This window comes from Nocardia goodfellowii (assembly GCF_017875645.1).
GTDB lineage: Bacteria > Actinomycetota > Actinomycetes > Mycobacteriales > Mycobacteriaceae > Nocardia > Nocardia goodfellowii.
In genome coordinates, this window is sequence record NZ_JAGGMR010000001.1 from 5,073,036 (window position 1) to 5,093,979 (window position 20,944).

Annotated in this window: 6 protein-coding genes (1 of these 6 running past the window's edge); 4 read left to right on the forward strand and 2 right to left on the reverse strand. The window is 68.2% G+C overall.

Annotated elements, in window-relative coordinates; genetic code table 11:
* Together BJ987_RS23320 and BJ987_RS23325 are read left to right on the forward strand one after the other, a co-directional pair.
* Positions 1 to 15,536, forward strand: the 3' portion of a protein-coding gene (locus tag BJ987_RS23320) for a non-ribosomal peptide synthase/polyketide synthase (RefSeq protein ID WP_209893956.1). 5,284 nt of this gene lie to the left of the window's left edge; only the last 15,536 of its 20,820 coding nucleotides appear in the window; its start codon lies beyond the left edge, outside the window; the stop codon is at positions 15,534 to 15,536.
* Between the two features lie 96 nt (positions 15,537 to 15,632).
* Positions 15,633 to 16,409 (forward strand): acyl-[acyl-carrier-protein] thioesterase, encoded by a 777-nt coding sequence (locus tag BJ987_RS23325; protein ID WP_209893958.1) that lies wholly within the window; start codon positions 15,633 to 15,635, stop codon positions 16,407 to 16,409.
* Positions 16,410 to 16,416: 7 nt separating this feature from the next.
* Here the strand turns inward: BJ987_RS23325 and BJ987_RS23330 are convergent, their stop codons facing one another.
* Positions 16,417 to 17,700, reverse strand: a complete 1,284-nt coding sequence (locus BJ987_RS23330) for a PucR family transcriptional regulator (protein WP_209893960.1) — start codon at positions 17,698 to 17,700, stop codon at positions 16,417 to 16,419.
* Between the two features lie 220 nt (positions 17,701 to 17,920).
* Between BJ987_RS23330 and BJ987_RS23335 the strand changes: the two genes are divergently transcribed.
* The gene (locus BJ987_RS23335) at positions 17,921 to 19,201 is read left to right on the forward strand and encodes an ABC transporter substrate-binding protein (protein WP_245366094.1); all 1,281 of its coding nucleotides are present in this window, start codon (positions 17,921 to 17,923) and stop codon (positions 19,199 to 19,201) included.
* A 71-nt stretch (positions 19,202 to 19,272) separates the two neighbouring features.
* The gene (locus BJ987_RS23340; protein ID WP_209893962.1) at positions 19,273 to 20,028 is read left to right on the forward strand and encodes a DUF8020 domain-containing protein; all 756 of its coding nucleotides are present in this window, start codon (positions 19,273 to 19,275) and stop codon (positions 20,026 to 20,028) included.
* Between the two features lie 56 nt (positions 20,029 to 20,084).
* Here BJ987_RS23340 and BJ987_RS23345 read toward each other — a convergent pair whose 3' ends face one another.
* Entirely contained in the window at positions 20,085 to 20,915 is an 831-nt protein-coding gene (locus BJ987_RS23345; protein ID WP_245366095.1) for a TetR/AcrR family transcriptional regulator, read from the reverse strand.
* Between the last annotated feature and the right edge of the window lie 29 nt (positions 20,916 to 20,944).

The following is a 20,944-nucleotide window of genomic DNA, read 5'->3' on the forward strand; positions in this document are numbered from 1 at the left end:
TCGCGGACCTGATCGAGGCCCGGTCGGTGACCAAGATGTTCGCGACCCCGCCGCTGCTGTCGGCCCTACTCGACCATGTCGAATCCCTGCCCGGCACGCCCTTGCGGAGCCTGCGGCGGATCGTCTCCGGCGGCGCGCAGCTGACCTCCGCTGTGGTCCGCCGGCTGAATTCGCGGTACGCCGATGTGCAGGTGCTCAACGGTTACGGGCCGACCGAGACCACCGCGTGCGTGACCGACTACGCGGCCGGGATCGAACTCGGCGCTACCGTGCCGATCGGTCGTCCGTCGGCGAATGTGCGTGTGTTCGTGCTGGATTCGGGGCTGGCGCCGGTGCCGGTCGGGGTGCCCGGTGAGTTGTATGTGGCGGGTGCGCAAGTGGCGCGCGGCTATCAGGGGCAGCCGGGTTTGACCGCGGCGCGGTTCGTGGCGGACCCGTTCGACCCGGCCGGTGGCGCCCGGATGTACCGCACCGGTGACATCGTGCGCTGGACGGCGAGCGGGCAATTGGAGTTCGAGGCGCGCGTCGACGACCAGGTCAAGATCCGCGGGTACCGCGTCGAGCCGGGCGAGGTCGAAACGGCTCTGACGCAACATCCTTCGGTATCTCGAGCGGTGGTCGTCGTCGGCGCGAACGCCGCCGGCGGCAACCAGCTGATCGGCTACGTGGTGGCCGACGGCGCCGCCCTCGACGGTGCGGAAGTGCGCGAGTTCGCCGCCGGGCGGTTGCCGGAGTTCATGGTGCCTGCGGTGGTGATGGTGATCGATTCGGTGCCGCTGACCGCGAACGGAAAACTCGATCGCGCCGCGCTGCCCGAGCCCGACTTCGCGGCTTCGGCGCGTTACCGCGCACCGCGCACCGACTCGGAACGGGTGCTGACCACCGTGTTCGCCGAGGTTCTCGGCCTGGACCGGGTGGGTGTGGACGACAGCTTCTTCGAGCTGGGCGGGGACAGCATCCGGTCGATCCAGGTGGTGTCCCGGGCGCGGTCGCTCGGGGTGGAGATCAGTCCGCGGCAAATGTTCGAGCACCGGACCGCGGCGGGACTGGCGGCGGTCGCTCGCGACCGCAGCGCCGCGGCCGCGGTCTCGGTGGAGCTGCCCGGCGGCGGGGTGGGCTGGATGCCGCTGTTGCCGGTGGCGCGGTTCGTGCGTGAATCAGTCGCGGGGTTCGACCGTTTCACGCAGTCCTTGTCGCTGGATCTGCCGGTGGGGATCGACCGGGCGGGTCTGCTGGCGACGTTGTCGGCGGTGTTCGATCGGCATGATGTGCTGCGATCGCGGTTGGTCGAGGACGAGCGGGGCGCGGGGCTCGAGGTGGCGCCGGTGGGCGCGATCGACGTGGCGCCGCTGCTGCGCCAGGTCGAGATCGTCACCGGCGCAGAGTCTTCCGCAGCGCGCGAACGCCAGGAGGTCGCGGCGGCCGCGGGCCGGCTGGCGCCCTCGGCCGGGGTGATGACGCAGTTCGTCTGGTTCGATGCCGGGCCCACGCGGGCGGGCAAGCTGGCGATCGTCGCCCACCACCTCGTGATCGACGGCGTGTCGTGGCGGATCCTGGTGCCGGACTTGGCATTTGCGTGGCAGGCGGTGGCGGCGGGTTCGACGCCGGTGCTGTCCGGCTCGGGGACTTCGGCGCGCGGGTGGGCGCACGGGCTGGCCGAGCGCGCCTCCGACCGCACGCTGGTAGCGCAATTGCCCTGGTGGCGTTCGGTTCTCGAAGGACCGGATCCACTGGTGGGTGCGCGTCCGCTGGATCTGGCCATCGATGTGATGGGCACTGTGCACCGGGTCGGTGTCCAGATTCCCGCCCGGGAGACCGAAGCTCTGCTGACGGTGTTGCCCGGGTTGTTCCACGGTGGCGTCGAGGACGGCCTGCTGGCAGCCCTGGCCGCGGCGGTGACCCGCTGGCGCGGCGGTCAGGGCGTGTGTGAGGACACCGTGCTGGTCCGCCTGGAAGGCCACGGTCGCGAGGAAGGCACGGTGCCCGGCGCTGATCTGTCGAGCACGGTCGGCTGGTTCACCAGTGTGTTCCCGGTGCGTTTGCGCACGGCGGGAACCGACTGGGACCAGCTCTGTGCCGGTGGTACGGCGGCGGCCGGTTTGTTCAAGTCGGTGAAAGAGCAGCTGCGTGCGGTGCCGGACAAGGGCATCGGTTTCGGGTTGCTGCGGTATCTGAATCCGGAGACCGCGGTCGAGCTGGAGAAGTATTCGACCGGTCAGATCGGGTTCAACTATCTGGGTCGTTTCACCTCCACCGACCTGCTGCCGCAACGACTTCAGGGTCTCGGGTGGACTCCGTCCAGCGACGGTGTGGGAGCCGGCGCGGCTCCCGACCCGGATATGCCGGTGCTGTCGGCCCTGGATGTCACCGCGGTAGTCGTCGACACCGGTGCCGGCCCGGTACTGGAGGCGGCATTCGCCGCACCCGCGGGAGTTCTCGACCGGGCCGAGACAGCGAACCTGGCCGAGCTGTGGCGTAGTGCCGTCATGGGATTGGCGCAGCATGCCATGACATCCGGGGCGGGTGGTTTGACGCCGTCGGATGTGTCTCTGGTGCGGTTGGGTCAGAATGAGATCGAGGTACTGGAGCAGCGGTATCCGCGGTTGGTGGATGTGTGGCCGCTGACTTCGATGCAGTCGGGGTTGCTGTTCCACCAGGCGATGGCGGAATCGGGCTTCGACTCGTATCACATGCAGGTCGTCTTCGGGCTGACCGGGCGAGTGGACCCGGCCCGTATGCGGGCGGCTGGACAGGCCCTGCTGGACCGCTATCCGAATCTGCGGGCCGGTTTCGCCGCGGGACCGCGCGGCGAACTCGTGCAGATTGTGGTCGAGGGTGTCGAACTGCCCTGGCGGGTCCTGGACTTGCGCGCGTCCGACGAGGCCGATCGGGACGCGGCGTTCGAGCAGCTGCTCGCTGCGGACCGGGACGCGCATTTCGATATGGCGGTTCCGCCGTTGCTGCGGTTGACCCTGGTGCTGACCGGTGAGCACCGCTCGGAACTGGTGCTGACCTCGCACCACGCGTTGCTGGACGGCTGGTCGTTGCCGCTGCTCATGCGGGACCTGCTGGTGCTCTACGGTTCCGGCGGTTCGGCGGCGGCCCTGCCGCGGACACCCGACTATCGCGTGTTCCTGAAGTGGTTGCGCGAGCAGGACTCCCGTGCCGGGGTCCAGGCCTGGATCGAGGAACTCGACGGTGTGCACGAGCCCACCCTGCTCGCGAGTGCGACCGGGAGTGCCGAGGGCGGCGGGATCGAGCGCGTCGAGGTACCGCTGGACGCCGATACCGCGGCGCTGGTCAACCAGCGCGCCGGTGGACTCGGAGTCACCGCGAACACCGTCGTGCAGGCCGCGTGGGGCATTCTGCTCGCCGCGATGACGGGTCGGCGTGATGTCGTCGTCGGCGCGACGGTGTCCGGTCGTCCGCCCACCATTCCGGATGTCGATTCGATGGTCGGGTTGTTCATCAATACCGTGCCGGTGCGCGTGCGTTTCGGCCCCCGGGACACGCTCACCGAGGTGCTGACCGGCTTGCAGGCCCGTCAGGTCGCGTTGCTGGATCAGCACCATGTGGGTTTGAGCGAGATCCATCAGGCGATGGGGCTGAACGTCTTGTTCGACACCCTGATCGGGTTCGAGTCCTATCCGGTCGATCAGGCCGGTATCGGCGCGGCGGCCAGCACCAGCGGCATCGCGATCGCCGATCTGCGCTCCGACGCGCCCACGCACTACCCGCTGACCATCTTCGCCGCCGCGAATCCCGAGCTGCAACTGCGGTTCGAGTATCGCGGCGATGCCTTCGACAGGCGCACGGTCGAGGCGATGGCGGCACGGTTGGCGCGGATCGTGCGCCAGGTGGTGGTGGATCCGAACGTACCGGCCAGGTCGATCGATCTGCTCGGTGCCGAGGAACGCGAAACGGTGCTGCGCCGGTGGAACGACACCGCGGCGGAAATCCCGGATGCCACCTTGGACGGGTTGTTCCGGGCGCAGGTCGCTCGCACTCCGGACGCGGTCGCGGTGATGCACGCCGACTCCGAACTCACCTACCGCGAACTCGATGCGCGTGCCGAGCGGCTCACCCAGATCCTGCTGGCGCGCGGGGTAGGCCCGGACGACATCGTGGCGGTCGCCCTGCCGCGGTCCGCGGACCTGCTCGTGGCGTTGTGCGCGGTACTGAAAGCCGGAGGCGCTTACCTGCCGATCGATCCGGCGTACCCCTCCGATCGGTTGGCGTACGTCCTCACCGACGCCGATCCGGTTGTCGTGCTGACCGATTCGGCCACCGCACGGCTACTGCCGGATACCGCGCCACACCTCTACCTCGACGCGCTGGATTCGCTCGAGGTGGCGGCGGCCGGTCCGGGGCGGGTCGTCGCGACGACGCCGCAGAATTTGGCCTATGTGATCTACACGTCGGGTTCGACCGGTGTGCCGAAAGGCGTGGGTATTACCCACCGTAACGTGGTGAACCTGGTCGCTCAGGCGTGGTCGGTGGCCTCCGGTGACCGGGTGCTGATGCATTCGTCGATCGCATTCGACGCCTCCACCTATGAGATCTGGCCTGCCCTGTGCGGCGGAGCCACGCTGGTGGTCGCCGGTGAACAGCGGTCGGATCCGGTCGAGATCGCGCGGTTGGCCGAGTCCCGGTCGGTGACCAAGATGTTCGCCACTCCGCCGTTGTTGGCGGCGTTGGTCGAGCATTCGGAATCCTTGCCGGGCACGCCGTTCCAGAGCTTGCGGCAGGTGAATACGGGAGCCGATTCGCTCAGTCGCGGGCTGGTGGAGGCGATGCGGGCCGGCTGGGGAGATCTCCGCATCGACAACCTGTACGGCCCGACCGAGGCGACGGTCGACGTGACGGCGCTCGTCGTGCCGCCCGCTGTCGAGAGCGCCGTGGTGTCTATCGGCGCACCGGTGGCCAATACCCGCGTGTACGTGCTGGATTCGTGGTTGATGCCGGTGCCGGTCGGCGTAGCGGGCGAGTTGTACGTGGCAAGTACGCAATTGGCGCGGGGCTATCACGGCAAAGCGGGTCTGACCGCGGCCCGGTTCGTCGCCGACCCGTTCGACGCGGCTGGTGGCCGGTTGTATCGCACCGGTGATGTCGTGCGCTGGAATGCCGACGGGCAGTTGGAGTTCGCGGGCCGGGTCGATGATCAGGTGAAGATCCGTGGCTTCCGGGTGGAGCCAGGTGAGGTCGAAACCGTTCTCGCGCAACATCCTTCGGTACACCAGGCAGTGGTGGTGGCCCGCGTCATCGGTACCGGGGCCAAGCAGCTGGTCGGCTATGTGGTCGCCGATCGAACCAATCCGGCCGGAGACGAGCTCGACGGCGCGCAGGTCCGTGCTTTCGCGGCCGAGCGGCTGCCGGATTTCATGGTGCCGACGGTGGTGCTGATCATCGACTCGGTGCCGTTGACACCGACCGGCAAGCTCGATCGCGCCGCGTTGCCGGAGCCGGAGTTGAGCTCGTCGACGCGCTACCGCGCGCCTCGAAACGATCAGGAGCGGGTCCTGGCGGGCGTATTCGCCGAGGTACTGGGGCTGGAGCGGGTGGGTGTGGACGACAGCTTCTTCGAGCTGGGCGGCGACAGCATTCGCTCGATCCAGGTGGTGTCCCGCGCCCGTGAGCTGGGGGTCGAAATCAGTCCCCGGGAGGTGTTCGAGCACCGGACGGCGGCCGCGCTGGCCGCGGTATCGAGCGGCCGTGCCGCGGCGGTCCCCGTCTTGGCGGAGTTGCCGGGCGGCGGCGTGGGCTGGATGCCGTTGCTGCCGGTGGCGCGGTTCGTGCGCGCGATCGGCGGGACGAGCTTCGACGGCTTCAGCCAGTCGTTGCTGCTGGATCTGCCGGTGGGCATAGACCGAGCGGGCTTGACAGCGACGCTGTCGGCGGTGATCGACCGCCATGACATGTTGCGCGCGCGACTGGTCGATGACGAGCGTGGCGCGGGACTCGACGTGGCGCCGGTCGGCGCGGTGGCGGTGGACCGGCTGGTGCGCCGGGTCGAGATCGCCACGGTCGACGACACCGCGGGCGCGGTGGTTTCCGAGCTGGCGGCGGCCGCCGGACAGTTGGCCCCCGCGGCCGGGACGATGGTGCGGTTCGTCTGGTTCGATGCCGGGCCCACCCGGGCGGGCAAGCTGGCGATCGTGGCGCACCACCTGGTCATCGACGGGGTTTCGTGGCGAATCCTGTTGCCGGACTTGGCGTTGGCGTGGCAGGCGGTGTCGGCGGGTTCGACGCCGGTGCTGACGGGGTCGGGCACCTCGGTGCGGCGCTGGGCGCACGGCTTGGTCGAACAGGCCGGGCGGCCCGAGCGGGTGGCGGAATTGCCCCGGTGGCGTTCGGTGCTGGACGGCCCCGACCCGATGCTCGGTCGCCGGCCGTTGGATCCGCGGATCGACGTGATGGCTACCGCCCGGAATATCCAGGTGCAGATTCCCCTGGCCGAGACCGAGACCTTGCTGACCGAGTTGCCCGCGCTGTTCCACGGTGGTGTCGAGGACGGATTGCTGGCGGCCTTGGCTGCGGCGGTGACCCGTTGGCGGCACGACCGCGGTGTGCGCGCGGATTCGGTGCTGGTGCGATTGGAGGGTCACGGTCGCGAGGAAGGCGCTGTGCCCGGTGCCGATCTGTCGAACACGGTCGGCTGGTTCACCAGTGTGTTCCCGGTGCGCTTGGCTGCCGAAACCGAGTGGGATCAGCTGTGTGCCGGCGGTCCCGCCGCGGGGCGTTTGTTCAAGTCGGTGAAGGAGCAACTGCGTGCGGTGCCGGACAAGGGCATCGGTTTCGGGTTGCTGCGGTATCTGAATCCGGAGACCGCGGTCGAGCTGGAGAAGTATTCGACCGGTCAGATCGGGTTCAACTATCTGGGCCGTTTCACCTCCACCGACCTGCTGCCACAACGACTCCAAGGGGCGGGCTGGACACCCGCGGTCGACGCCGGACAGCTGATCACCGCACTCGATCCGGCGACCTCGGCTATGCCGGTGCTGTCGGTGCTGGATGTGAACGCGATGGTGGTCGACACCGATGCCGGACCGGTATTGCAGGCGGTCTTCGCCGCGCCGCGGGAAGTGCTGGCGGAGGACGAGATACGGGAGCTGGCGGAGCTGTGGCGTAGTGCGGTCTCGGGGATGGCCCGGCACGCCGTGACGTCCGGCTCGGGTGGTTTGACGCCGTCGGATGTGTCTCTGGTGCGGTTGGGTCAGGATGAGATCGAGGTTCTGGAGCAGCGGTATCCGCGGTTGGTGGATGTGTGGCCGCTGACCTCGATGCAGTCGGGATTGCTGTTCCATCAAGAGCTGGCCGGGTCCGGCTTCGATGCCTATCACATGCAGGTCGTGTTCGGGCTCGCCGGTGCGGTAGATCCGATCCGCTTGCGGGCGGCCGGACAAGCCCTGCTGGATCGGTATCCGAACCTGCGGGTGGCGTTCGCCGCCGATCGTGCCGGCACTCCGATCCAAGTGGTCGTCGACAATGTCGGATTGCCTTGGCGCGTAGTGGATCTGCGTGACCTCGAACCGGACGACCGTGCCACGGCCTTGGCGGGTGTGCTCGCCGAGGACCTCGACGCGCACTTCGACACCGAGGTCCCGCCGTTGCTGCGGCTGACGCTGGCGCCGATGACCGCTCAGCGTTCGGAGCTGGTGCTCACCGCCCACCACGTGCTGCTGGACGGCTGGTCGATGCCGCTGCTCATCCAGGACCTGCTGCGGCTCTACGCTTCCGGTGCGGACAACACGGCGCTGCCGCAAGCTCCCGACTACACGGAGTTCCTGAAGTGGCTGAGCCGTCAGGATTCCGCGGCGGGCGTGGCGGCTTGGTCACATGAGCTCGCGGGCGTGCAAGAACCTACGCTGCTGGCCGGCGCCGACCCGGGCGGCAATGCGTCGTCGGCCGGTGTCGAGCGGATCGAAGTACCGCTGCCCGCCGAAACCGCCACGGCATTGAGCAGGCAAGCCGCGGCCCTCGGCCTCACCGTGAACACCGTGGTGCAGGGCGGGTGGGGGATGCTGCTGGCGGCCTCGACCGGCCGCCACGATGTGATCGCGGGCGCGACCGTGTCGGGTCGTCCGCCGTCGATCGCGGGCGTGGATGCGATGGTCGGGTTGTTCATCAACACGGTGCCGGTCCGCGTGCGTTTCGGCCCGCGGGACACCGTGGCCGATGTGCTGACCGATGTGCAGGCCCGCCAGGTCGCCCTGCTGGATCACCATCATGTGGGTTTGAGCGATATCCATCAGGCGACCGGGCTGAATATCCTGTTCGACACCCTGATCGCGTTCGAGTCCTACCCGGTCGACCAGGCCGGAATCGGTGCGGCGACCACCTCCAGTGGTCTGGTCATCACCGACCCGCGGCCCAATACGCCCTCGCATTACCCGCTCACCCTCATCGCCAATGCCACCCCGGCCTTGACGCTGCACCTGGAATATCGCACCGATGTCTTCGATCGGGGCACGGCGGAGGCGCTGGGGGCCCGGCTGGGGCGAATCCTCGCTCAGGTCGCGCAAGACCTGTCCGCGCCGGTGCGCGCTATCGACGTGCTCGGCGGTGACGAACGAGAACTGGTGCTGCGCAAGTGGAATGACACCGCCGCGGAATTCCCCGGCACGAGCATCGTGGACCTGATCCGAACCCGGGTCGCCGCGACACCCGACGCGATCGCCGTCGTGTCCGCGGACGCCGAGCTGACCTACCGGGAGCTCGACACCCGCGCCGAACGACTGGCCTGCGAGCTGAGGTCGCAGGGCGTCGGTCCCGAGGTGGTCGTGGCGGTGGCGCTGCCCAAATCGGCGGACTTGATCGTGGCGCTGCTCGCCGTGCTGAAAGCGGGTGGCGGCTATCTGCCGATCGACCCGGCCTATCCGTCGGATCGACTGGCGTTCATCCTCGCCGACGCGGCGCCGGTCGTCATCGTGACCGAGCGTGCCGTCGCCCATACGCTGCCGGAGAGCGGCACTCCGCGGTTCTATCTGGACGCGATCGAATCCGATGGGCGCGATGAACGAGCACGAGGTGATCATCTCCCCGCGGTGCGGCCGGAGAGTCTGGCGTATTTGATCTACACCTCGGGGTCGACCGGTGTGCCCAAAGGTGTTGCGGTCACTCACCATAACCTCCGCAATCTGGCGTCGCAGGGTTGGTCGACCGGTCCGGGGGAGCGGGTGTTGATGCATTCGTCGGTGGCTTTCGATGCGTCGACGTATGAGGTTTGGCCTGCGTTGATCAGTGGTGGTGCGGTGGTGGTGGCGGGTGCGGAGCGTTCGGATCCGGGTGAGATCACCGCGTTGATCGCTGATTGTTCGGTGACTCGGATGTTCGCGACTCCGGCTTTGTTGTCGGCGGTACTCGATTATGCGGACGACTTGCCGGGCAACGTTTTCCGGAGTCTGAAGCAGGTGATCGCCGGTGGCGCCGAGCTGCCGTCGGGTTTGGTGAGTCGATTGCGAGACCGCCTCGGCGGTGCGCGGCTCAACAATGGCTACGGTCCGACCGAGAGCACGGTATTCGCCACGATCTTCGACGTGGACGACGTGTCGGCGGTCCCGGTGCCGATCGGGACCCCGTTGGCCAATATGCGGGCCTACGTGCTGGATTCGGCGTTGACGCCGGTTCCGGTCGGGGTGCCGGGCGAGTTGTATATGGCGGGAACTCAGCTGGCTCGCGGGTATCACGGCAAGGCTGGCTTGACCGCCGCCCGGTTCGTGGCGAATCCGTTCGATCCGGCCGGTGGCCGGTTGTATCGCACCGGCGATGTGGTGCGCTGGAACAGCGACGGGCAGTTGGAGTTCGCGGGCCGTGTCGATGATCAGGTGAAGATCCGTGGCTTCCGGGTGGAGCCCGGTGAGGTCGAAGCCGTGCTGGCTCAGCATCCCTCGGTGCGGCAGGCCGTGGTGATCGCCGCCGAGATCGGCACCGGCGGTCAGCGATTGCTCGGGTACGTGGTCGCCGACCGGAGCAGTGCCGGGCTCGACGTGGCTCAGGTCCGCGCCTTCGCGGCCGAGCGGTTGCCGGACTACATGGTGCCGGCGGCGGTGACGGTGCTCGAGTCCGTGCCGTTGACGGCCAACGGGAAACTGGATCGCGCCGCGTTGCCCGAGCCGGAATTGGTGTCCTCGGTGCGCTATCGGGCGCCGGGGACCAGCCGGGAACAGGCGCTGGCCGAGTTGTTCGCCGAAATCCTGGAAATCGGGCGGGTCGGCGTCGACGACAGCTTCTTCGAGCTGGGCGGCCACTCGTTGCTGGCCACCCGCCTGGTGAGCCGGATCCGGGCGGTGCTGGGCGTGGAGGTCCCGATCCGGACGGTCTTCGACGCCCCGACCGTCGCGCAGCTGGCGAGCCGGCTCGATGCCGGGCGACAGGTGCGGACCTTGCTGGCGCCCCGGCCGCGGCCGGAGATCGTCCCGCTGTCGTTCGCGCAGCGGCGGCTGTGGTTCATCCATCGGCTGGAAGGACCCTCCGCTACCTACAACATCCCGCTCGCCGTGCGGTTGCGCGGCGTGGATGTGTCGGTGCTGCGTCAGGCGATCGACGATGTGGTCGCTCGGCACGAGAGCCTGCGCACCTCCTTCGTGGAAGTGGGCGGCGTGCCCGCGCAGCGGGTGGTCGACGCCGCCGACGCCGAGGTTCCCTTCACGGTGACCGATGTGCGGCCCGCCGACGTCGAGGCCGCGGTCACCGAGGCGGTGCGATACGGCTTCGATCTGTCGACGCAGATCCCGATCCGGGTCACGGTGGTGCGCAGCGACGCCGAGGAGTGTGTGCTGGTGCTGCTGATCCATCACATCGCCGGTGACGGCTGGTCGATGGGCCCGCTGTTGCGGGACCTGGCTACGGCCTATTCGGCACGACTGGAACAACGAGCGCCCGGGTGGCGGCCGTTGCCGGTGCAGTACGTCGATTACGCGTTGTGGCAACAGGAATTGCTGGGTTCGCCGGAGGACCCGGACAGCGTCCTGGCCCAGCAGTTCGACTACTGGCGGGCCGAACTCGACGGACTGCCCGAGCAGCTGCGGCTGCCGTTCGACCGGCCCCGGCCGCGAGTGGCGAGCTATCGCGGCGACCTGGTGCTGTTCGGCATCGACGCCGAGGTGCGCGCCGGGGTGGAGCGGGTGGCCGCCGGCGCCGGTGCGACGGTGTCGATGGTGTTGCAGTCGGCGCTGGCGGTGCTGTTGTCCAAACTCGGTGCGGGCGAAGACATTCCGATCGGCGCGCCGATCGCGGGTCGCACCGATGACGCGCTGACCGATCTGGTCGGCTTCTTCGTCAATACCTGGGTGCTGCGCGCGGCGGTCGCTCCGGATGTCTCGTTCACCGAGATCGTGGACCAGGTCCGGGCGAAATCACTGGCGGCCTACGAGAATCAGGACGCGCCGTTCGAGCTGCTGGTGGAGATGCTCAACCCGGTCCGGTCGGCGGCGCACCATCCGCTGTTCCAGGTGTCGCTGGCGTTCCAGAACAACGCCATGCCCACGATGGAGTTCTCCGGAGTCGAGTTCGAGCCGTTCAACGCCTCCATCGCGGCCTCGCGGTTCGACCTGTTCTTCAATATCGCGAATGCCCCGGCCGGCCAGCCGTGGGGCGGGTTCGTCGAATACGCGACGGACCTGTTCGACCGGTCCACCGTCGAGGCGATCGCGGCGCGACTGGTGCGCGTATTGCGTCAGGTGGTGTCCGACTCGTCCGTCCCGGTGCGGGCGATCGACGTGCTCGACAGCGGCGAGCAGGAATCGGTTCTGCGGCGGTGGAACAACACCGCCGTCGAGATCGACGCGAATCTCACGTTGATCGGCCTGTTCCAGGCGCGGGTGCGCAAGGCGCCGGATGCCGTCGCCGTAATGTGCGGCGATACCGAGATCTCGTATGAGGACCTGGCGGCTCGCGTGGATACGCTGGCGGCCAGGTTGGTGGCGCACGGAGTGGGGCCGGACAGCATTGTGGCGGTCGCGCTGCCCAGGTCGCTCGAGCTGATCGTGGCATTGCTGGGTGTATTGCGGGCCGGTGGCGGGTATCTGCCCATCGATCCGGGTTATTCGTCGGATCGGCTGGCCTACATCCTCGCCGACGCGTCGCCGGTTGTTCTGGTCAGCGATTCCGCAACCGCTCGCCTGCTGCCCGAGCACGGCGCGATACCGCACATCCACCTCGACGACCCCGACCTGACGCGGCCGAGCACGGTCGACGGCGTCGAGTTCGGTGCGTTGCGCCCGCAGCACCTGGCCTATGTGATCTACACGTCCGGATCGACCGGCGTGCCGAAAGGCGTGGCGGTTACGCACCGCAACGCGGTGAATCTCGTGTCCCAGGCGTGGCAGGCCGAGACCGGCGATCGGGTGCTGATGCATTCTTCGGTCGCCTTCGATGCGTCGAGCTATGAGATCTGGCCCGCCCTGTGCGGCGGCGCGGCGCTGGTGGTGGCCAGTGCGCAGCGGTCGGACCCGGCGGAGATCACGCACCTGGTCCAGACCCGGGCGGTGACGAAGATGTTCGCGACCCCGCCGCTGTTGTCGGCGTTGTTCGAATATTCGGATTCGTTGCCGGACAACAGTTTCCAGAGCCTGCGCCAGGTCAATACCGGAGCCGACTCGTTGACCGGCGGAGTCGTCGAGGCGGTGCGGTCCAGGTGGGGCGGAGTCCGGATGGACAACCTGTACGGCCCGACCGAGGCGACGGTTTACGTGACGGCCTTCAACGTGCCGGACCAGATGCCGGGCACGGTCGTGCCGATCGGAACGCCGGTCGCCAATACGCGCGTCTACGTGCTGGATTCAGGGTTGACCCCGGTGCCGGTCGGAGTGACGGGGGAGTTGTACGTGGCGGGTGCGCAATTGGCGCGCGGCTACCACGGCAAGGCGGGGCTGACCGCGGCCCGGTTCGTCGCCGATCCGTTCGATCCCGCCGGTGGCCGGTTGTACCGGACCGGCGATGTCGTGCGCTGGAACGCCGGCGGCCAGTTGGAGTTCGGCGGACGAGTCGACGATCAGGTCAAGATCCGCGGCTTCCGGGTGGAACCGGGCGAGGTCGAAACCGTGCTGGCGCAACACCCGTCGGTGTCGCAGGCCGTTGTGGTGGCTCGGGATACCGGGACCGGCGGCAAGCAGCTGGTCGGGTATGTCGTCGCTGACAGGTCCGGGCCCGCCGTCGGCGAGGATGAACTGGTCGGTCAGTGGCGCAAGGTGTATGACGACCTGTATTCCGCTGCCGATCAAGAGAGCCTGGACAGTCCGGTCGCGGTCGAGACCATGGACGAGTTCGGTGCCGGTTTCGAAGGCTGGAACAGCAGCTATACCGGAGAACCGATTCCGCTGGAACAAATGCGGGAATGGCGGGGCACGACTGTCGATCGGATCCGCGGGCTGGGTCTCGGCCGGGTGCTCGAGATCGGCGTGGGCTCGGGTCTGCTGCTGTCCCAGGTGGCCCCGGACTGTGCCGAGTACTGGGCGACGGATCTGTCGGCCGCGACGATCGCCGCGCTGCGCCGGCAGCTGGGTGAGCTCGGTGCCGGATGGGCTGATCGCGTGGTGTTGAGTGCGCAGGCGGCCGACGACATCACCGGTTTGCCCGAGAATTATTTCGACACAGTGGTGTTGAATTCGGTCATTCAGTATTTCCCCAGTCACGGTTATCTCCGTAGTGTGCTGGAGCGGGTGGCGGGGTTGCTGGCGCCCGGTGGTGCGGTGTTCGTGGGTGACGTGCGGAATTACGCGTTGCTGGAGGAGTTCGCGACCGCGGTACAGGTGAGTCGTAACGGCGGTGACGATCCGGCAGTGGTGGCGGACCGGGTCCGTCGCGACATCGCCGCCGAGCAAGAGCTCTTGCTCGCGCCGGAGTACTTCTCCGGATTGTGTGCTGAGACAACTGCCTTCGACGCCGTCGATATCCGGCTCAAGCGCGGGTACTCGGTCAATGAGCTGACTCGGTATCGCTACGACGTCGTTCTGCACCGGTCTCCGGCAACGCCGATCTCCGTTGCCGACGTGCCCGCGGTGCGGTTCCGTGAGCTCGAGCGGTTGCGCGCGCACTTGCGCACCCGCCACCCCGAGGGTCTGCGTGTCACCGCGATCCCGCACGCCGGGCTGACCGGCGAGGTTGAGGCCGCGCGTCGAATCCGGTCGGACCAGCCGGTGCGGCCCGGCGAGAACGCTGGGCTCGCGGTCGGTTTCGAAGGCACGCTCGAACTGGTGTCCGCGCGGGCCGACGTGGGCGTGCTGCCCGAGGATCTGCATGTCCTGGGTGCCGAGCTCGGGTACACGACCGCGGTCACCTGGTCCGCGGAGCCGGGCCACATGGAGGCGGTATTCCTCGAACCGGACTCGATTTCGGGCCGTCCGTTGACCGATGTGTATCCCGCGCAAGGTGCGGTGAGCGGGTTGGCGAACAATCCGCAGGCGGGTCTGCTGGCGGCGGATGTGCGGCGCTGGGCGGCGGACAGGTTGCCGGAGTTCATGGTGCCCGCGACGGTGCTGGTGCTCGACGCGGTGCCGCTGACCGCGACCGGCAAACTCGACCGTAAAGCCCTGCCGGATCCAGAACTTTTGTCCGCGAAGGAATATCGAGCGCCGCGCACCGAGCGTGAGCAGGCCTTGGCCGAGCTGTTCAGCGAAATATTGGGCGTGGCGCGGGTCGGTATCGACGACGACTTCTTCGCGCTGGGCGGTCACTCGCTGCTGGCGACTCGACTCACCAGTCTGATCCGCGCGACGCTGGGGGCGGAGGTTCCCGTGCGGGTGATCTTCGACGCCCCCACCGTCGCCGAACTCGCGCCGCGACTCGACGACGACAGCACCGGCATGGATTTCGATCAGGTGCTGACGTTGAAGAGCTCCGGCTCGCGCGAGCCGCTGTGGTGCCTGCATCCCGGCGGTGGACTCGGCTGGTTCTACCAGCGCCTCGGCCGGGATCTGCCCGACCGGCCGGTCATCGCGATGCAATCCCGGGGCCTGAACGGAGGCGCGCCGGCCGAGTCGTATCAGGACATGATCGAGGACTACATCGACCGGATCGTCGAACGCCAGCCCGAAGGGCCGTACTACCTGCTGGGTTGGTCCTACGGCGGAATCGTCGCGCACTCGCTCGCGAGCGAACTGGCTGCCCGCGGCAAGTCGATCGGAATGCTCGGCATCATGGACAGCAAACCGCCGGTGAGCTCGGAACCCGAACCGGATATCTCCGAAGACGACGCGCTGGCCAGCATCCGGGACTGGGTGGCCGACCGTTTCGGTGACCAGCTCGAATCGCCGGAGATCCAAAGTCTGGCGGAGCGGGCCACCCGGGTGCTTATCAACAACAGCAAGCTGCTGGCGGGATTCAGCACGCCCTGTTTCGACGGCGACGCGACCATATTCGCCGCCACGGTGGACGCGGAGGGCAACCGTCCCGAGGATCCGAGGAGTGAGCTCGAGCAGGCCTGGCGGCCTTATATCCGTGGGCGCATGGACGTTTTCGAGGTGGAGTGCGCGCACGGAGATTTCGATCAGCCCGAGAACATGGGCTTGGTGGGCCGAATCCTGGGCGACCTCCTGTGAGTTCGGCCGGCCCGCGCCCTGCTTCCGTCGTGTCGGCGGGCAGGTCGCGCGGGCCGGTCGGTACGCTCGCGGCTGACCTTCGGGAAGGGAGCGTTCATGGAGACCGCCACGACCGTCGACCGGTTGGCAGACATCGCTTTTCCGTTGCCCGCGTGCCTGGACGAGAGCCGGGCGTTCCACGAGCAGTGGCCGGTGCGGCTGGGTGACACCGATGACCGCCAGCGGCTACGGCTGGACGGGGTGGCGCGGTATCTCCAGGACATCGGGTACGACCACCTCACCGTGGTCGAGGAGGGTGACCTGCATCCCGGCTGGATCGTGCGCCGCACCGTGATCGATGTGCTGCGGCCGATCGAGTTCGGCGATCAGGTGCACCTGCGGCGCTGGCCCGCCGCGCTGTCGAATCGCTGGTGCAATATGCGGATCAAGATCGACAGCGAGAACGGCGGCCTGATCGAGACGGAGATGTTCCTCATCCACGTCGATATCGAGGCGGGGCGGCCGGCCCGGATGAGCGACCGATTCATGGCGCCGATGCTCGCGGCCACCACCGACCACCGGCTGCGCTGGCGGGCCGCCCTGGCCGAAAGCGCCGCCCCGGACGCCGAACTGTGGCAGTTCCCGTTGCGGGTCACCGATGTCGACCACTACGGCCACGTCAACAATGCCGTGCACTGGGAGGCGGTGGAGGAGGCGCTCGCGCGCTACCCCGAGTTCCGGGCCCGGCCCTATCGGGTGATCCTCGAGCACGCCGGTCCGGTACTGAGCGGCGACGAAGTGCGGATCCGGGCCTGGCGCGCCGACGCCGCGCTGCACGTGCAGCTCGAAGTGGACGGCAGCGCGCGGACTTTGGCGCGCGTCACGGCGCTCTGACCGTAGCTCACCCCGGCTGGAGTTCGATCGCCACCAGCAGTTCGACCAGGTCGTCGATGCTGCGCACACTGCGTCCGGTCAGGTCCTGGATGCGCCGTAGCCGGTACTTGGCGGTGTTGTGGTGGATGCGGAGTTTGTCGGCGGCTTCGCGGATGTTCATATCGGCGGCGGCGAAGGCGCGGATGGTATCGGCGAGCACGCCGCCGCGGATTCTGTCCTCGGACAGCACCGCCGCGATACCGGGGTCGATGAGATGGCGGGCGGTGTCGTCCGCGCGCAACATGAGGTAGCGGAACGGCGTGAGGTGCGGCAGCGCCAGCACGCCGCCTGCCTCGGGCAGCAGCCCGAGGGCGTTGCGACTCTGCTGATACGCCTTCGGCAGCGCGGCGACACCGGAGACCACGGTGCTGACGCCGACCGCGAGGGTGATGCCCGCCGCGCTCAGTTTCGACTGCATCGCCTGTAGTCGCTCGCACAGTTCCGCGGTGCTCGCGCTGCGGCCGAGCGCGGGTACGGCGATGATCTCCGCGCCGCGCACGACCGCGAGGGTCCGCAAGCCGTTCACTCCGACGCCCGCCATCGCCGCGGCGGCGAGTTGTCTTGCCTCGGTTTCGGTTCCGTACTGTTCCCCGCGCTGCTGGCTGCCGAGCACGGTCGCGGTGACGACCACCATGGCGGCGGTGCTTTCCGCGCCGATGCCGTGTGCGCTGGCTCGGGCGAGCTGGGGTCCACGCTCGGGTAGCGCGCCGGCGAGCAGGCTTTCCAGCAGCTCCTGACCCTCGCGCCCGGAGTCGGAGGCGCACGACCGCTGGAACTCGAGGAAGGCATTGGCCGCCTCGGTACTGATCAGATCGTTGTAGCGCGCCAGCGGGACGACGATCGACAGCGCGGCCTGCCGCCCGGCCTCGGATTCGCCCGCGAAGGACAGCAGCGATTTCCACGTCGCCTGCTGCCCGAGCCGGAACGCGGCGATGTAGTCGACCAGCGTGATCCCGGCCCTGGCTCGGCGCGCCGCGGCCTGCCGCGCGTAGGCGATGTCGTTGACGGTGACCTTGCGGTGGTCCAGGAACGCGCCGAGTCCGGACCGGGACAGCCTGGTCAATTGGTCGTGCACGTCGGCGTGGAAGGTTTCGTCGCGCCCCGCGTAGCCGGGGATCTGCGCGAGGATCGCCGACATTCCCGCGTCCGCTATCTGCTCGGCGTGGTCATAGGCGTTGCCGATGATGCGTTTGCGCTCGGCCTGCACTTCGTCCGGAAACAACGCACTGTCCGAATGTGACCTAGCTGACATAAGCGGATACTCCATCCCTGCGGCGGGGGTGTCAACACGACGAGGGGCGGTCGCGGCCATGTCCCAGGAGGCCAATATCGCGGCCGGACTTTGGGCCATCGGAGCCGATGCGCGGGCTGACCAGCGAATTTACGCTGACCACCTGACCAAGCGGGACAGCAGAGGGTGTTGTCCCGCAAGGATTGTTTTTCCCGCGTCTCAAACGTGGGCAGGAGGCCGAATGCTCGAAATATCCCCTCGCCGGAAACCGATGCGCGCCAGAGCGGTCCGCGCCGCCGGAGCGGCGGTGGCCGTCCTGCTGACAGTCACCGCCTGTGGCGGCCGCGACGGCGACGGCGGCACCGTAGGACAGGGCGACTGCCAGGGGCAGCAGACCACCGGAATCACCGACACGAGCCTCAAACTCGGCGGTGTGTTCCCGCTGTCCGGGCCCGCTTCCGCGTACGGCGAACTTCCCAAGGGCGTCCGCGCGTATTTCGACTATGTCAATGCCGAGCAGGACGGGGTCGACGGCCGCAAGGTCGAGTACCTGGTGCGTGATGACGGCTACCAGCCGCCGAAAACGGTGGAGGAGACCCGCCGGCTCGTCGAACAGGATCAGGTGTTCGCGGTCTTCTCGACCCTGGGCACGGCCACCTCGTCCGCGGTGTGGGACTACCTCAATCAGCGCAAGGTGCCACAGGCGTTCGTCGCGGGCGGTGCGACAAAATGGGGCACCGATACCGAACATCCGTGGACGATCGGCTGGCAGCCCAGTTATCGGGCCGAGGGGCAGGCGTTCGCGCGCTACGTCCGTGAACAGCGGCCGAACGCGACCGTCGCGGTGCTCTTCCAGAACGACGACTTCGGCAAGGATCTGTTGAGCAGCTTCACCGAAGCCATCGCCGGCAGCGGCGTCAAGATCGTGGGGGAGCAGAGCTACGAGGTCACCGATCCGTCCGTGGAACCACAGCTGCGAAATCTGGCGAACACCAAAGCCGATGTGCTGCTGAACTTCTCGACGCCGAAGTTCGCCTCCCAGGCCTTGGCCGCCGAAGCCCGCAATACCGACTGGAACCCGCTGCACATCCTCGCGCAGGTCGCGAACACCGTCAGCATGCTCAAGCCGGTCGGCTTCCAGAACGTGCAGGGCGTGGTGTCGGTCGCCTTCATGAAGGACCCCGCCGACGCGCAGTGGACCGACGACAACGGGATGCGCACCTACCGCGAGAAAGTGGTTCAGTACGCGCCGGGCGCCGACCCGACCAACCAGTACACGGCGGTCGGCTGGGCGATGGCACAGACCTTCCACAAGACCATGGCAGCGGCGAAATGCCCGACCCGCGAAGGCTTGCGCGACGCCATGCGCGCGCTCGACAACGTCGGTGTCGACTTGTTGCTGCCCGGCGTCACCGTGAAAACCGCTCCCGGCGACGCCTTTCCGATCGAAGCCATGCGGATTCAGCGGTTCGAAGGCGACCACTGGACCCTCACCGGCGACGTGATCAACACCAGCAAATAGCGGGCCATCCCACATGCCGCGGCGCAGTCCGGTGTCGCGGCCATCTCTGATATCCATCGATGAGGTTCAGCATGAAATTGCACAGATCAGTCGTCACCGCCGCCCTCGCGGCTGTGGCTCTAGGCGTCAGCTCGGGTGTCACCAACGCCGAGCCCACGCCGGTCCCGAACGAGGTGCACTACGAGGTGAGCCGCCAGGGCGACTCCGCCGTGGTGTCGACCAGCAATGGAAAGCTCCTGACGGTCGGTGACCAGCTCGTGGTGACCGACGCGCACGACACTCCCGTCGCCGCCGTCCCGCTGACCTACCGGATGGACGCCACGGCCTACCCGATCGCCGCCCGGATCGAGGGCAACACCGCGTTCCTCACCCCGTCCCGCGACGGTGGCCAGCCGGTCGCGGCGATCGCGCCGAGCGAAGTCGTCACCACCGACCAAGCTTTGAAGAGCGTCGCCGAATCCTTCACCCCGCGGGACCAGGGCGCGCTCGGCGTCCTCGCCCAGCGTCTCACCATCGGCAGCGCGATCAGCGCGATCGTCGGCGCGGTGCTCGGCGGCGGCATCGGCTGCCTCGTCGGCGGCGCGGCGGGCGCGACCATCGCCAGCCCCGTCATCGCCCTGCTGCTGCCGTGGGTCGGTGCGACGATCGCGGGCTGCGTCCTGGGCGCGGCTACCCTCGGTGCGGTCGGCGCGATGGTCGGTCTGCTGACGGTCGGCGGCCCGCTCGCGCTGTTCTCGGCTTACCAGTACTTCTCCACCATCCTTTCGCCCTGCCCGCCGGAGCTCCCGGCGTGCAAGGACCCGATGGTTCCCGCACCGCCGAAGTAACCACCGCACCGAGTCGATGCGCCGGACCGTTCCGAACGGTCCGGCGCATCGTCGCGTCAGTGGGCCAGTAGCTTCAGCACGACCGGGCGGGACAGCGTGCCCGCGACTTGCCGGGCGAGTTGGTTGGCGCCGGCGCCCGCGGCGTGCGCGGCGCGCAGCGCGGTGGCGAGTTCGTCGCGCGCGGCGTCGGCGGCGGCCTGGGCCGCGCGCAGGCGTTGGGCGGCGGCGTCTACCGGATCGGTCAATGAGTTGACCGGCTCTGCCGGTGCGGGAGCCGCCGTTTCGGACGCGGTCCAGAGTCCGGCCTGCTCGTTCCGCATCGCCGCCCGCGCGAATTCCTGCATGAACTCGCGGGTGGCGTCGGTGTCCGCCGCGGCGTCGCCGAGCAGCAGGCGGGTGGTCTGCGGGACGGCGTGGGACCAGTTGGCGAGGCCGCACAGGGCGAGCAACAGCCGGCCCGCCAGACGTTCGTCGACGCCGAATTGCTCTTGGGCGCGGTCGAATTTGGCCAGATAGTGCGCGGCGCGCCAGCCGTCGATATCGTGCGCGTCGGCGCCCCGGTGCAGGCTCTCCCACAGCAGCAGGCGCAGCAATTGGGGGTTGGCCAGGTGGTAGTCGAAGAGCTTGCCGACGTACTCGCCGGGTTCGGTGTCGCTGAGCGGCTGCACGACTTCCAGGAACTCGCGCATGGTGTCGATGAGGATGACGTCGAACAGCTTGTCCTTGCTGCCGAACAGGCCGTAGATGCGTTCTTTGTTGACGCCGGCGGCTTCGGCGATGCGATCGACCCGGGCGCCGGCCAGACCGTACTGCGCGAATTCGTCTCGCGCGGCGCGCAGTAGAGCCTGCCGTGTCGCGTCGCTGCGTTTGATGGTGCTGGCCGTCATGGGCGCCACTTTACCATTCCATTAAACCA